The sequence below is a fragment of the Sorangium sp. So ce296 genome, assembly GCF_051529605.1.
Lineage (GTDB): Bacteria > Myxococcota_A > Polyangia > Polyangiales > Polyangiaceae > Sorangium > Sorangium cellulosum_D.
The window spans coordinates 2,150,047-2,163,943 of sequence record NZ_CP150325.1; the positions used below are offsets into that span (position 1 = coordinate 2,150,047).

Annotated in this window: 10 protein-coding genes; 5 read left to right on the plus strand and 5 right to left on the minus strand. The window is 73.0% G+C overall.

The genetic code is table 11. The features are described 5' to 3' along the window. The first annotated feature begins 48 nt into the window (after positions 1-48). The 4 genes from WME98_RS08265 (at position 49) to WME98_RS08280 (ending at position 4,432) form a co-directional block, all read left to right on the plus strand. A complete protein-coding gene (locus WME98_RS08265; protein WP_437950777.1) occupies positions 49-525 on the plus strand; it encodes a peroxiredoxin in 477 nt (158 codons plus the stop codon). 42 nt (positions 526-567) lie between these two features. Continuing rightward, positions 568-1,221 carry a DNA-3-methyladenine glycosylase gene (locus WME98_RS08270; RefSeq protein ID WP_437950778.1) on the plus strand — a complete coding sequence of 218 codons (654 nt, stop codon included), beginning with the start codon at positions 568-570 and terminating at the stop codon, positions 1,219-1,221. A gap of 68 nt (positions 1,222-1,289) precedes the next feature. Next, positions 1,290-2,486: a hypothetical protein gene (locus tag WME98_RS08275; RefSeq protein ID WP_437950779.1), complete on the plus strand. Its 1,197-nt coding sequence runs from the start codon at positions 1,290-1,292 to the stop codon at positions 2,484-2,486. A gap of 89 nt (positions 2,487-2,575) precedes the next feature. After that, positions 2,576-4,432, plus strand: a complete 1,857-nt coding sequence (locus tag WME98_RS08280; RefSeq protein ID WP_437950780.1) for a DUF885 domain-containing protein — start codon at positions 2,576-2,578, stop codon at positions 4,430-4,432. Between the two features lie 49 nt (positions 4,433-4,481). Here the strand turns inward: WME98_RS08280 and WME98_RS08285 are convergent, their stop codons facing one another. From WME98_RS08285 to WME98_RS08300, 4 genes are all read right to left on the minus strand, one after another. Beyond that, on the minus strand, positions 4,482-6,074 hold the full coding sequence (locus WME98_RS08285; protein ID WP_437572906.1) for a peptide chain release factor 3: 1,593 nt from the start codon (positions 6,072-6,074) through the stop codon (positions 4,482-4,484). Positions 6,075-6,364: 290 nt separating this feature from the next. Next, positions 6,365-7,009: a hypothetical protein gene (locus WME98_RS08290; RefSeq protein WP_437950781.1), complete on the minus strand. Its 645-nt coding sequence runs from the start codon at positions 7,007-7,009 to the stop codon at positions 6,365-6,367. Positions 7,010-7,121: 112 nt separating this feature from the next. Then, positions 7,122-8,987, minus strand: a complete 1,866-nt coding sequence (locus WME98_RS08295) for an NAD(P)/FAD-dependent oxidoreductase (protein ID WP_437950782.1) — start codon at positions 8,985-8,987, stop codon at positions 7,122-7,124. Between the two features lie 11 nt (positions 8,988-8,998). After that, on the minus strand, positions 8,999-10,336 hold the full coding sequence (locus tag WME98_RS08300) for a wax ester/triacylglycerol synthase domain-containing protein (protein ID WP_437950783.1): 1,338 nt from the start codon (positions 10,334-10,336) through the stop codon (positions 8,999-9,001). A gap of 162 nt (positions 10,337-10,498) precedes the next feature. Here WME98_RS08300 and WME98_RS08305 point away from each other — a divergent pair, with 162 nt between their 5' ends. Next, on the plus strand, positions 10,499-11,464 hold the full coding sequence (locus WME98_RS08305; protein ID WP_437950784.1) for a LysR family transcriptional regulator: 966 nt from the start codon (positions 10,499-10,501) through the stop codon (positions 11,462-11,464). A gap of 58 nt (positions 11,465-11,522) precedes the next feature. Here the strand turns inward: WME98_RS08305 and WME98_RS08310 are convergent, their stop codons facing one another. After that, positions 11,523-13,781, minus strand: a complete 2,259-nt coding sequence (locus tag WME98_RS08310) for a type IV pilus secretin PilQ (RefSeq protein WP_437950785.1) — start codon at positions 13,779-13,781, stop codon at positions 11,523-11,525. Positions 13,782-13,897 lie beyond the last annotated feature (116 nt).

Here is a 13,897-nt window from a genome sequence, read left to right on the forward strand (position 1 = left end):
CCCCTCGCCTGTCGACGCGGGCGGCGACTTGCGGCAGATTGCGGCGGCATGCTGAAGGTCGGTGAGCTCGCGCCGGAGATCGACAAGCTGGCCACGGACGGCCAGCGCTTCGTGCTGTCCCGGCAGGGCGGGCTCTGCACGGTCGTGTTCTTCTTCCCGAAGGCGTTCACGCCCGGATGCACCGCGGAGACCCGGCAGTTCCGCGACAACCACGCCGAGCTCGCGCTCGCCGGGGCGAGCCTCGTCGGCATCAGCACCGATGATCACCGGACCCAGTGCCGGTTCGCCGAGTCGCACAAGGTCCCTTTCCCGATGATCGCCGACGACGACCGCAGCGTGAGCCGCGCCTACGGCGTCCTCTGGCCGCTCATCGGCGTCGCCCGGCGGGTCACCTACGTCATCGCGCCCGACCTGCGCGTCGCGGCGGTGTTCCATCACGAGCTCCAGGCCACGAAGCACCGCGACGACGTGCTCGCGTTCGTCGACGAGCGCTTCCGGGCGACGCGCCCGGGCCCCCCTTCCTGACGGCGCGCTCGTCCGCGCGCCGGATGTCCGCCGGAGAGCCGAGTGCCCACCACACGCCCCACGCCCGCCCCCCGCGACCGAGCCGCCGCGCTCCTCGAAGGAGCGTCGCCGCTGCCCCGCGACTTCTACGCGCGCCCCCCGCTCGTCGTCGCGCGGGCGTGCATCGGCAAGGTGCTCGTCCACAGGACGCCCGAGGGCGTCGCCGCCGGCCGGATCGTCGAGACCGAGGCCTACCGCGGCCCGCAAGATCTCGCCGCGCACAGCGCCGGAGGGCGGCGGACAGTGCGGACGGAGGTCATGTTCGGCCCGGCGGGCTACGCGTACCTGTTCATGCTCTACGGCATGCACTGGGCGTTCAACATCGTCGTGGCCTCGGAGGGGGAGCCGCACGTGGTGCTCGTCCGCGCCATCGAGCCCGTGCTCGGGCTCCCGCTCATGAGCCGCCGGCGGGGCGTCGCGCCCGGGCGGGTCGAGCTGACCAACGGCCCTGGGAAGCTCTGCAAGGCGCTGGGGCTCGATCGCGCCGCCTACGGGATGGATGTGTGCGGCGCCCAGCTCTCGCTGCTCCCCGGCGCGGCGGGGCCCATTGGTAGGTCACCTCGCATCAACGTGGACTACGCAGGTGCGTGGGCCAAGAAACCGTGGCGCTTCTACGAGCGCGGCAATCGCTATGTATCGGTTCCTCCTCGCCATTGAGCGGGCGTGAGGGCGCGAGCCGCTCGAAGCGCTCGCGCCCGGGCCCAGGATCGCGCGACAATGGCGGCATGGGATTCTGGCCTTTCGGGAGCCGCGAGCCTGCCAACGTCGAGAGCGCCTCGCAGGTCGTCACGGCGGCCACGCGCCGCGAGACCCTCCGGGGAAAGTTAACGCTCTATTTCAAGGACCCGCAGACGCAGAGCGCCGCGAGCAAGGCCGCGGAGCGGTGCGCGCAGATCGCCGGAGATCTGCTGCGGGAGACCGGCGAGCAGGAGCCGCTCCTCGGCAGGGAGGCCGAGCTCGCCGCGGCGATCGCCGCCCGCGCGCCGCGCGGCGTCCCGGCGCTGCGCGCGATCGAGCTCGCGTCGCTGCACGTCGTGACCGACCGCACCACGCAGTCGCGGCGCAACCGGCTGACCCCGGTGCCGCCGCTCGTCGCGGACCCGCTGCGGAGCGCCGGGACGCGCGCGCCGTCGAGCCGGCCGCCGCCGGGCGGCATGCCCACCAGCGCGCCGCCGCCGCCGAGCAGCCGCAACGTCGGGCAGCTGCCGAGCCCGCCGCCGGCGCTCGGCCACGGCTCGCCGTCGAGCATCCCCCCGTCCAGCGTGCGCTCGCCGCCGAGCTCGGGCGCTTACCGCCTCCGCGGCGCGGGGGCCGGCAACGGGCGCGGGTCGAGCCCGGGGCTCGTCGGCTCGCCCCCCACGGTCATCGCCGCCGCGCTCGCGCCGCTCCTGCGCGACGCGGCGACGCGGCTGCTCCTCGGGTGCCTGCGCGCGCACGACCTGATCATCGTGCGCCGCGTCGCGATCGACCCGGGCGCGGCGGAGCAGATGGCGGCGCTCGTGCCGGTCTCGGAGGCGCCGCCGGGCGAGCTCGAGGCGAGCCGGGCCGCCGAGCTCTCCCGGTGGCACGCGGTGCTCGGCTCGCCCGTGATCAGCCAGCTGCGCGCCGAGTCGTGCACGATCAGCGCGCAGAAGGCCCGGATGGCGCTGAGCACCGCGGCGATCCCGCCGGGCCTCGTGGGCGAGCTCGTCGACGCGCTCTGCCGCACCGCCTTCCCGGGCTTCGCGCTGTCGAGCGCCCACATCGATCGCTACGTGGAGCACGATCTGAATGAGCTGGCGGCCGAGAGCGTGGCGCGCATCCTCCGGCACCCGAACTCGAAGCAGCTGCGGCTCGCGCTCGGCCCGCTCCTCGACGCGGTGCAGGGCGACATGGACGCCATCTCCAGCCTCGCGAAGGCGTCGCTCGGCAGCGCGCCGTGAGGCCGGCGCTCCTCCCCCCGGCGCGCGCGCGTTCCCTTCGCCGCCAGCTTTCGCTAGTTTCTTCGCGGGCTTTCGCTAAAAACGCCGAGGTGCGACACCATGATCCGTCCGACGCTCCCTCCACCGCCCGGCGGCCGCTCCGCGGCGGCCTCTTGCTGCTCGTCGCGCTGCTCTGCGCGTGCGGGTCGGCCGAGCCAGCGGTCCCGCCGCCCGCGCAGCCCGGGGCGAAGGAGCCCGTCGTGAGCGCGGCCGACGCGCGGCCCGGCGACGCGGCGGCCGGCGCCGAGCAGGCGCTCGCGGCGCTGTCGGCGCGCGTGCTCGAGGAGTACCTGCGCGACGAGCCGGTCCGCGCCACCGAGGCGGGGGACCACCGGTACGACGGCGCGTGGCCCGACATCACCGAGCAGGGCGAGGCCGCGCGCCGGCGCACGATCGAGCGCGCGCTGTCGGAGCTCACCGCGCTGCCGCTCGATCGGCTCGGCCTCCAGAGCCGCGTCGACGCGGCGATGATCGACAACCAGCTGCGCTCCTGGCTGTTCGCGATCGACGAGCTGCGCGAGGCGACGTGGAACCCGATGATCGCCACCGGCCTCATCGGCGACGGGCTCGACCCGCTGATCACGCGGAGCTTCGCGCCGCTCGAGGAGCGCATGCGCAGCCTGAAGGGCCGCCTCTCGGGCATCCCCGCGCTCGTCCGGAGCGCGCAGCAGCGCCTCGCGGGGGCGCCGCCGCGCATCCACACCGAGACGGCGATCGCGCAGAACCAGGGGCTCATCGCGCTTTGCAAGGCCGAGCTCCCGGCGCTGTTCGCGTCCGTGCCCGCCCAGAAGGCCGAGCTCGAGGCGGCGGCGAAGGCCGCGGCGGCGGCGCTCGAGGGCTTCCAGGCGTTCCTCGAGAAGGACCTGCTCCCGCGGAGCAACGGCGACTTCCGGCTGGGCCGCGCGCGCTTCGAGAAGAAGCTCCGCTTCGCGCTGGACGACGCGTCCGTCGACATCGACGGCGTGGTGACGAGCGCCCGCGCGCTGCTCGCGGCGACGCACGCCGAGATGCTCGAGACCTCGCGGGAGCTCTGGCCGGAGCTCTTCGGGAAGCAGCCGTTCCCGAGGGTCGAGGCGCAGGACGAGAAGATGGCGGCGATCCGGAAGGTCCTCGACGCGATCGCGGCCGATCGCCCCACGAACGCCACCATCGTGAAGGCGTCGGAGCGGCTGCTCGCCGAGGCGACCGACTTCGTCCGCAAGCGCGACCTCGTGCGCGTCCCGGAGGAGCCCTGCCGGGTGATCGAGATGCCGGAGTACCGCCGCGGGGTCGCGATCGCCTACTGCGACGCGTCCGGGCCGCTCGAGGCGAAGCAGGAGACGGTCTTCGCGATCGCGCCGACGCCGAAGGACTGGCCGAAGGCGCGCGTCGACTCGTTCTACCGCGAGTACAACACGAGCATGCTCGCCGACCTCACCATCCACGAGGCGATGCCGGGCCACTTCCTGCAGCTCATGCACAACAACGCGTTCCCCTCGAAGTTCCGCGCGGTCTTCTCGAGCGGCCCGTTCGTCGAGGGGTGGGCGGTCTACACCGAGTGGCTGATGGCCCACCACGGCTTCGGCGGCCCGAAGGTGCGGATGCAGCGCCAGAAGATGGTGCTGCGCATGGCGGCGAACGCCATCATCGACCACGGCGTGCACGCGGGCGCGATGGACGAGAAGGAGGCGATCGCGCTCATGACGCGGGACGCGTTCCAGGAGGAGGGCGAGGCCGTCGGCAAGTGGCGGCGCGCCCGGCTCACGAGCGCGCAGCTCACGACGTACTTCCACGGCTTCACCGAGATGATGCGCCTGCGCGCCGAGCACCAGGGCAAGCCGGGCTTCACCGAGCGCGCCTACCACGACCGGCTGCTCAGCCACGGCTCGCCCTCGGTGCGGCACCTCCGGGCGCTGCTCTCGGAGTAACGGCGCCGCGGCGCAGAGCGGCGCGCGCCGCTCTGCGCCAAGGGGTTGATTACACGGGGTTGATCGAGCCGCCGAGCTCGACGAAGCGCGTCTTGGGGAACGCCTTCGCGCAGGCCTCGAGCTGCCAGTCGCCCTTGAAGAGCACGACCGCGTTGCCGTGCACGTCGAGGGCGCCGTAGCCGTAGAGGTTCGACTCGAGCTCGGCGAGGGGCACCGGCTCGCCCTCGACCCAGCGCGCCAGGCTGAACGAGAGCCGCTCGATCCGGGCGTCGACGCCGTACTCGGCCGAGAGCCGGTGCTTCACGACGTCGAACTGGAGCTCGCCCACGACCCCGAGGATCGCCTCGCCCTCGCGCCCCTCCGGCGGCCGGAAGAGCTGCACCGAGCCCTCCTGCGCGAGCTGCTCGAGCCCCTTCTTGAGCTGCTTGCGCTTCATCGGATCGATCATGACGACGCGGGCGAACTGCTCCGGCGGGAACTGCGGCAGCGCGGCGTACTTCACGGGCGAGCCGCTGCAGAGGGTGTCGCCGATGAGGAACAACCCCGGGTCGAAGACGCCGATGATGTCGCCCGCGAAGCCGTCCTCCACGAGCGTGCGCTCCTGGGCCATGAACTGCACCGGGTTGGTGAGCCGGATGTCGCGGTCGAGGCGCACGTGGTGCACCTTCATCCCGCGCTCGTAGCGGCCGGAGCAGACGCGGAGGAACGCGATCCGGTCGCGGTGGGCCCGGTCCATGTTCGCCTGGATCTTGAAGACGAAGGCGGTGAAGCGCTCGTCGTCCGGGGCGATGGGGCCCTTGTCGCTGCCGCGCGGCGCGGGCGGGGGCATGAGCTCGATGAAGGCGTCGAGGAACTGCGGCAGGCCGAAGTTGGTGATGGCGCTGCCGAAGAACATCGGCGTGACCTCGCCGCGGGCGAGCTTGTCGCGGTCGAGCGCGTCGCCGGCGGCGTCGATGAGCTCGATGTCCTCGCGCAGCTGGCGCGCGCCCTCCTCGTCGAGCGCCTCGATGAGCTCGGGCGCGTCGAGCGAGACGACCTCCATCGGGGCGATCTCGGCGCCGTGCGCGACGAGCTCGAAGAGGAACACCTGCTTGCGCTCGCGGTGGTAGACGCCGCGGAATTTGCCGCCGGCCGAGATCGGCCAGGTGACCGGGTAGACGCCGATGCCGAGGACCTCCTCGACCTCGCCGATGAGCTCGAACGGGTCGCGGCCGGGGCGGTCGAGCTTGTTGACGAAGGTGAAGATCGGCATCTGCCGGAGCTTGCAGACGCGGAAGAGCTTCTTCGTCTGCGCCTCGACGCCCTTGGCGCAGTCGAGGATCATGATGGCCGCGTCGGTCGCCATGAGGGCGCGGTAGGTGTCCTCGCTGAAGTCGGCGTGGCCGGGGGTGTCGACGAGGCTCAGGAGGCGGCCCTTGTACGGGAACTGGAGGACGCTGGTCGAGATGGAGATGCCGCGCTCGCGCTCCATCTCCATCCAGTCGCTGACCGCGTGGGCCCGCGCCTTCTTCGCCTTCACGGCGCCGGCGAGCTGGATCGCGCCTCCGTACAGCAGGAGCTTCTCGGTGAGCGTGGTCTTGCCAGCGTCGGGGTGGGAGATGATCGCGAACGTCTTTCGACGGGCGATCTCGCGGGTGAGCATTGGGTCGGGCACGGCGGCGCGGCAGGATAGGAGCGGCGGGGGCGGCGTCAACCCACGGCGCCACGGAGCCGGTACAGGCAGGGGTGGCTCGCGAGCGGGCGGGCGGGGGTCCCCCCACGAACTCGGGCCTTTTGGGAGGCTATGGCCGGATGGACGGGGGACGCGGTCCGGGAGGTGGACGCTGCGATGCAGGCCGGCCCTCGGATTCGTGGGGCCCACCCCCGCCCGCCCGCTCGCGAGCCACCCCTGCCCGCACCGGCTCTTCCAAGGGGGTGGGGGTCGTTATTTTTTTATTTCGGGGCGCGGAGGGAGAGGGTGACGGTGACGCCCACCGGGTCGGCGCTGGGAGTGCCGATGGCGCGGTTCTTGAGGAACTGACGGATGCAGCGCTGAGCATCGGGGGTCACGCCGCGAGCGTCGAGGATCTCCACACCCTCGGCACGGCCACGCACGCGGACCAGGAACTGGAGCTTGATGGTGCCCGTCGCGCCAGAGAGACCGCCGTTGTCGGCAACACACTTCGCGAGGTCGGAGGAGACCTTCTCGAGACGCTTGGCCACGTTCGGGACGTCGCCGTTCATGAACTCGGGCTCCTTGACCTCCACGAGCGGAGGAGGGGCCGAGACGATAGAGGCGTCGGGCGCGCCGCCGTCGACGGGGCCGCCGTCGGGCGGCGGGGCGCCGGCGTCGTCCGGAGGAGGCTCGGGCTGCGGGGGCGGCGGGAGCCAGCCGGCATCCGCCTCGCCAGGCTCGAGACACCGCACGAAACCATGGTGCGGATCCTCCAGCGCGCCATGCGGACACCGCGGACCGGCATCCGCCTCAGACGCCGCGGTGACCCACCCCTGCGACGGAGCCTGCGGCGACGCAGGCTGCGCGCCGCCCTCGGTAGCCGCGCCGACACACGCGCCGATGGCGCTGATCGAGAGCGCCACCGAGACCGTCCACTGACCCAAACGCCCACCTGCCGCTCGCCACCGCATCGGCCGCTGTGATACTGCGGAACGGGCGCTTGTACATCGGAAACGGCGCTTTTTTGTCCCCGGATCAGAGGGCGACGTGCGCGAGCGAGCCCGCCGAGGCGTCCCAGAGCGACCGCGCCCGGGAGAGGACCGCCGCGTGCACCTCGGTCCCCTCCGCAGGGCCGGTCACCGAGACCTCGCCGCCCGAACCGAGATCCACCCGCTCGACCCCGGCGTCCGGAAACTCGGCGCGCAATTCCTTCGTCATCCGCTCGCCGATGCGATCGAGCAAACGCGCGAGCCGGTCGGGCGTGATGTCCCGGAACGTGAGCACCTGCGGGAGCTTGAGCTCCGAGACGAGGCGCGCACGATCGGACAGGCCCCGCTCGGCGAGCCGCCTCTCCACGAGCGCCGCAAAGACGCTCCCGTAAGCCCGATCGACCTGCTCGCGCCGGAACCGCTCGTCGATCGACGGCCCGAGCCGCGTCTCCAGCTGCACGACGCCGTTCAGCCCGTTGGCGAAGCGCCCCTCGTTCTGCGCGAAGTACTCGCCGCGCGCGCGCAGGTCGGAGGCCAGCGACGCGAAATGATCGCCCATCGTCGAGAGGGCCCGCAGCACGAGATCGGTGAACCGGAGCTCCTCCCGGATCCAGCCGACGTCCGTCACACGGTCGGCCATGAACGGCCAGACGACCAGGTTGTAGTAGTTGTTGAAATCGAGCAGGTACTTCAGCCGGTAGAGCTCGAAGCTGCCGAACACCGGGTACATCCGCTCATAGAGCCGCAGCGTGCTGTCGTACTTGAACCGGTAGTACGCGTCGTACGCCGCGACCCGCTCCTCGAACCCGGCACGGTCGCCGCCCACGTCGGCGAGGATCATCTGCGTGATGAACTCGTTCGCGGTCGCGATGAAATCAGAGCCGGGGCTGTAGAACGGATCGGTGAACGCGCCCGCCTCGCCGGTGACGGCGTAACGGTCGGTCGAGAAGTACCGGTCCGCGTGGTACGGCAGGTGGGCGTAGGCCTGGAAATCCTCGAGCTCCGCCCCCTCGAGCAGCTCGCGCACGGCGCGGTGCGCGCCGAGGAAGCGCTCGAAGTCCGCGCGCGTGCGCGGCCCCGGCAGCGCGCCGGCCGGCGCGCTCCCCTCCCCGATGCGGTCCTTGTCGAAGACCACGCCCACGCTCATGAGCGCGGGTCGGGGATCCGCGTTCGCGGTCCCCTCCAGATCGCCGGCGAGCGGGATGAACCAGATCCAGTACCCGTCGTACATGAAGTGGTTCGTCGACAGGTGGCGCGACGTGTACCGCGCGCGCGACCGCCACGCCGCGTCCGCGACCGCGTCGAGCCCGGCGACGCCGCGGTAACGCCCCCACGCGGCCGCGGTGTTGAGCCGCGTCTCCTTGTGCACCTTCACGCCGAGCTTGCGGAGGAGCACGTGCCGCCGGCCCGAGGCGTCGCACACCCAGCGGCAGGCGACCTCGCGCCGCTCGCCGCCCTGCTCGTAGACCACCTTGTGCCGCCCGCCCCCGTCGATCGCGAGGTCGACCACCTTGGCGCCGAGCTCGACCTCCGCGCCCGCAGCGCGGTTCATCGCGACGAGATCACGCTCCAGCCGCGCGCGCTCGAGCTGGAAGCTCGGGTGGAACGGCATGTGGTCCGAGCCGATCTCGCTCATCCGCGGGAGCGGGAGATCCTTGCCCGGCCCGTCGAAGAAGAAGCGGAGCCCGTTCTTCGGCAGCTGGTGCTGGTAAAGGTACGTGCCGAGGTTCAGCCGGCGAACCATGTAGTTCGCCGCGACCTCCACCGTGCTCTCCCCGACCTTGTAGTCCTCCATCGCGCCCGCGGCCTCGAGCACGAGCACCCCGAGATCCGGGCGCGCGAGGCGGAGCTGCCGCGCGAGGAAGCCACCGGCGATGCCGCTGCCGATGATGACGATGTCGAAGGTGCGCATGACGCCGGCCCTTATACCCCGCCGCCTGCCGGCGGCGCGGGCTCTCCGAGCAGCTCGGCGCGGAGCGCGCCCGGCATCGCCGCCGCCTCGTCCGGGCGGAGCAGCCCGTCGCCGTAGACGATCGACGCCGAGAGGCGCCCGTCGAAGCGGCTGAAGATGACCTGGAAGCCCGGCGGCGTGACCACCGCAGGCAGCGGGTACGCCGAGCGCACCGGCAGCCCCGCGAACCGGTCCACCGTCACGGCGCCGGGGTTCGAGACGATCAGCGAGGCGAGCTCGCCCTCGAACGGCTGGTCGCCGAGCCAGCGATAGACCGGCCCCGGGAGCCAGCGGGCCAGATCGAGCGCGGCGATCATCGCGAGATCGAGCCGGTCGCGCACCATCGCGCGCTGCTGCTCGGCAACGCGGGCCACCGCGCGGGCGTCGTCGTAGAGCTCGTCGCGGCCGAGCGAGAGCAGGACCATCGTGAGGTGGTTGCCGAAGAGCCGCCGCGCGCCCCCCTTGGGATCGAGCGAGAGGGGCAGCGGGACCACGTGGTGCGGCGGGGCGAAGCCGCGGGCCACGAGCGCGCGGTCGGCGAGCCGCGCCGCCGCGATCAGCATCAGGCTCGTCTCGGCGAGCCGCGCGCGCTGCCGCACCCGGAGATCGAAGGCGCGGGTCTCCTCCGCCGACAGCGCGAGCCGCGCGACGCGGGAGGTCGCGGCCCGCACCCCCGGACAGGCCCGCGCGAGCGACAGGATGGGCGCGCGGCCGAGCGCCAGCACGTGGGCCTTGTACGCGCGCGCCAGGGCGAGCCGCTCGTCGCGGCCCATCGCCGCGACGAGGCGCTCGGGCGCGTCGTGCCGCTCCTGCCGCAGCGGCGGGTCGTCCGGCGCGTCGCCGCTGCCGGAGCCGAGCCACGCGACGAGCCGGTCCGCGCCCCTGCCGTCCGTCAGCGCGTGGTGGTGGCGGAGCACGACCGTGTCGCCCTCCCCCGCCCCGCGCACGACGTCGAGCGCCCACGGCCGCTCCGCGGAGATCCGCTCCGCGAGCAGCGCCTCGATGCGCGCCGCGCGCTCGCGCTCGCCGGCGACCTCGTGGAGGCGCGGCTCGGGGGCGCGCCGGTGGTGATCGACCACCCAGCGGGGCCGCCCCACCCGCCCGAGCACGCTGTTGTCGAGCCCGAAGCGGAGCTCCGGCAGCGCCCGCGTCGCGCGCTCGAGGCGCGCCGCGAGCCGGCCGAGGTCGAGGCGGCCGTCGAGCTCGAGCACGAACAGACAGTGATTGCCCGCCTGGCCGCGCGCGCGCATGGCGCGATCGTTCATGAGGTGGAAGTGGTCGATCCCCCCGAGCAGAACGGTCGATGTCATGGTCTCCGCAGGGCGCCGCCGGTCGGGCGGAGCCGCGGGCGACCCTAGCAGCCGCGCTGGCCGCACGACAGCGCCGCAGGCACCCCGCCGCCCACGCTCCTGTGCGCTCGCTCGCCCCCGCGCACGCCCGCGCGCAAGAAAACGTAAGTATCCATCGCATGGATGCGCGCTTCGCTTATCATTCCGCAGGTGAATCTCTCGGCGATCGACGTCAACCTCGTCATCGCGCTCGACGCCCTGCTCCAGGAGCGCAGCGTGACCCACGCGGCCCGCCGGGTGGGGCTCAGCCAGCCCGCGATGAGCCACGCGCTGACGCGGCTGCGCGAGCTGTTCTCCGACCCGCTGCTCGTCCGGGTCGGGCGGCAGATGGCGCTCACCTCGCGCGCCGAGGCGATGACCCCGCAGGTCGCGGCGATCATGCACGACCTCGCGAGCCTCTTCGGCGGGACGAGGCCGCCCTTCGAGCCGAGGGAGAGCGAGCGCACGTTCCGGATCGCCACGACGGCGTACGTGGAGCTCCTCCTGCTGCCGCAGCTCAACGAGGTGCTCGCGGAGAGCGGGCCGAGGCTCGCGCTCCACCTGCTCCCCCTCGACGCCCGCGCCGCCGACGCGCTCCGCAACGGCGAGATCGATCTCGCGATCGGCGCCTTCCCGGAGGGCGCGCTCCCGCCCGACGTGCGCCGCGCGGCGCTCTTCGACGATCGCTTCGCCGGGCTCGCGCGCGCGAGCCACCCGAGGGCGCGCGGCCGCGTCGACCTCCAGACCTACGCCGCCCTCGGGCACGCCGTCGTCCCCCGGCAAGGCGCCGACGACGGGGGCGCGGACGACCTCATCGCCGCGCGCGGCGTCGCGCGCCGCGAGGTCATCGCGGTGCCGCACGTGTTCCTCCTGCCGCACGTCGTCACGTCGTCGGACCTCGTGGCCACCGTGGCCACGCGCCTCGGCCGCGCGTTCTCGAGCCTGATGCCGCTCCGCACCTTCGACCTGCCGTTCGAGCTGCCGCCCATCGAGATCGCGATGGCCTGGAACGGCCGGACCGAGGACGATCCCGCGCGGGCGTGGCTGCGCGGCGTCGTGACGGCCGCCGTCCCGCAGATGCGGGAGGCGACCCGACGGAAGCGCGTCTGAGGGAGGTCCGAGGGAGTCGGATGGAAACGGGGCGCGCGGCGGGCGCGCCCCGGCGCGGCTAGCGGCCGAGCGCCTCGGCGCGGTTCACGATGCGCGGCGTGAGGAAGATGACGAGCTCGCTCCGGGTGTCGCTCGCGCGGCGCCGCTGGAAGAGCAGGCCGAGGACGGGGATGTCCCCGAAGAACGGCACCTGATCGAGGTTCCGGCCGGTGTTGCGGGTGAAGATCCCGCCGATCACCGCCGTGTGCCCGTCCATGATCAGGAGGTCGGTCTCCGCCTCGCGCTTCAGGATGGTGGGGTCGCCGCGGGCCGAGGTCTGGTTGAAGTCGGGCTCGTCGCGGTTGATCTTCACGTGCATCGCGACGCTGCCGTCCGACGTGACGTGCGGCTTGACGAGCAGCTGGAGCTTCGCCTCCTGGAAGGTCGTCTGCACGCCCTGGGCGCTGATCTGCGAGAACGGGATCAGCGTGCCCTGGCTGATCCGCGCCTCCCGGTTGTCCAGCGTGAGGATGCGCGGGCTCGAGATGATCCGCAGCATGCCGCTCGCCTCGGCCGCGGAGAGCCGGACGCCGAGGTTGACGGTGTTGTTGATCGAGCCGAGCGTGAAGCCGAGCGCGCCGCCCTGCCCGGCGCCGACGATGGCCGGCAGGTTCACCGCGAAGTTCGGGTTCGAGACCGAGTTCGAGAACGGCGACAGGCCGCCGGTCGGGGTGTTCGAGTCGGTCGCGCCGCCGGCGACGCCGATCGCCGAGGGGAACACGAGCCCCGTCGGGTTGCCGGTCGCCGCGCTGAACGTCCCGTCGCCGCCCCACTGGATGCCGATGTCGCGCACGTAGCGGCTCGTCGCCTCCACCACCCGCGCCTCGATCAGCACCTGCGGCGTCTGCGTGTCGAGCGAGCGGACGAGCTCCTCGATCTGGTTCAGGTTGCCCGCGACGTCGCGCGCGATGAGCACGTTGGTCCGCTCGTCGACCGCGAGCGAGCCGCGCGGCGAGAGCATGTCCTTCGCGCGATCCTGGAGGTCCTTCGCCTCCGCGTAGTTGATCGGGATGAGCCGCGTCTCGATCGGCGCGAGCTGGAGCTCGCTCTTGCGCCGCGCGATCGCGAGCTCCCGCTCCTTGTTGAGATCGGCGATCGGCGCGACGCGGATCATGTTGCCCTGCCGGACCACGCCGAGGCCCTTGGCCTGGAGCACCGTCTCGAGCGCCTGGTCCCACGGGACGTTGCGCATCCGGATGGTGACCGTCCCGCTCACGTTGTCGGCGGTCACGATGTTCACCCGCCCCACGTCCGAGATCAGCCGGAGGACGTTGTGGATGTCCGCGTCCTTCAGGTCGAGGTCGATCCGCCGCCCCGTGAACCGCCGCTGCTGGCCCGCGAGCGCGGGCGTGAAGGCGCCGGCCTGGTCGGGCTCGACGAGCGACTCCTGGCTGCTCGCCGCCCCGTCGAACGAGGTCTCGACCTTCGGCGCCGCGTCCCCGAGGAGATCCTCGCGCGCCACCGTGCGGGTCCGCCGCGCCGCGCCCCCGTCGACGCCGATCCCCGAGAGCGTCGAGGGCAGCGCCCCCTTCGCGACGCTGAGCACGAGCGCGTTGCCCTCGCGCGCGAGCGCGCCCGCGGCGCCCTCGGCCTGCTCGACCTCGACGACGACCTTGGAGCCGTCGCTGTTGCGCCGGAACGCCGAGATCGCCCGCACCGGGCCGCCGAAGGCGCCGACGTCGAGCTTGCGCTGGAGGGCGTCGGGGAGCCGCGCGCCGCTGAGCTCGATCACCCGGCGGCCGGCCCTCCCGGTCGACTCGCGGTAGCTCGGGATCGACGACAGCTCGATGATGACCCGGTCGACCGTCGCCTGGTGCTCGAAGCGCACGTCGGTGATCGTCGCCGGCTCGCGGGCCGGCGCCGCCGCCTCGCGCGAGGCCGGGGCCCGCGCCGCCATCGGCGCGGTCGCGTCGGCGGCGGCGAGCTCCATCACGAGCGCGCCCTGCTCGGCGCGGATCCGGTAGGCCGCCGGGCGCGCCAGCTGCACGAGCACCCGCGTCGTGCGCTGCGCCGCCGCGCCGAACCCCTGGGTCATCACCCCCGCCACGATCGCGTTGCCGTCCGTGATCGCGCCGGGCGCCCCGGCCGCCTCGGCGCCCTCGAGGTCGACGAGGATCCGCTTGCCGCCGTCCGCCACGCGCGCCGAGAAGCGCGGCGCGCCGCTGGTCGCGACCACGATCTCGGCCCTGTCTTCCGAGGGCGCCGTGAGCCTGACGTCGCTCACCCGGATCGGGGCGGCGGCGTCCGCGTCTCCCGCAGGAGCGAGGATCAACATCATCCCGAGTGCCGCAGCACGGCGAAGCGCGCCCCGCCTCGGGCGATAGTCTCGATTGCTCTTCATTGCACTCCCGCTTCGCGGTGACGCGAGATCTGCGTCACGCTGCCGGGAGGCTA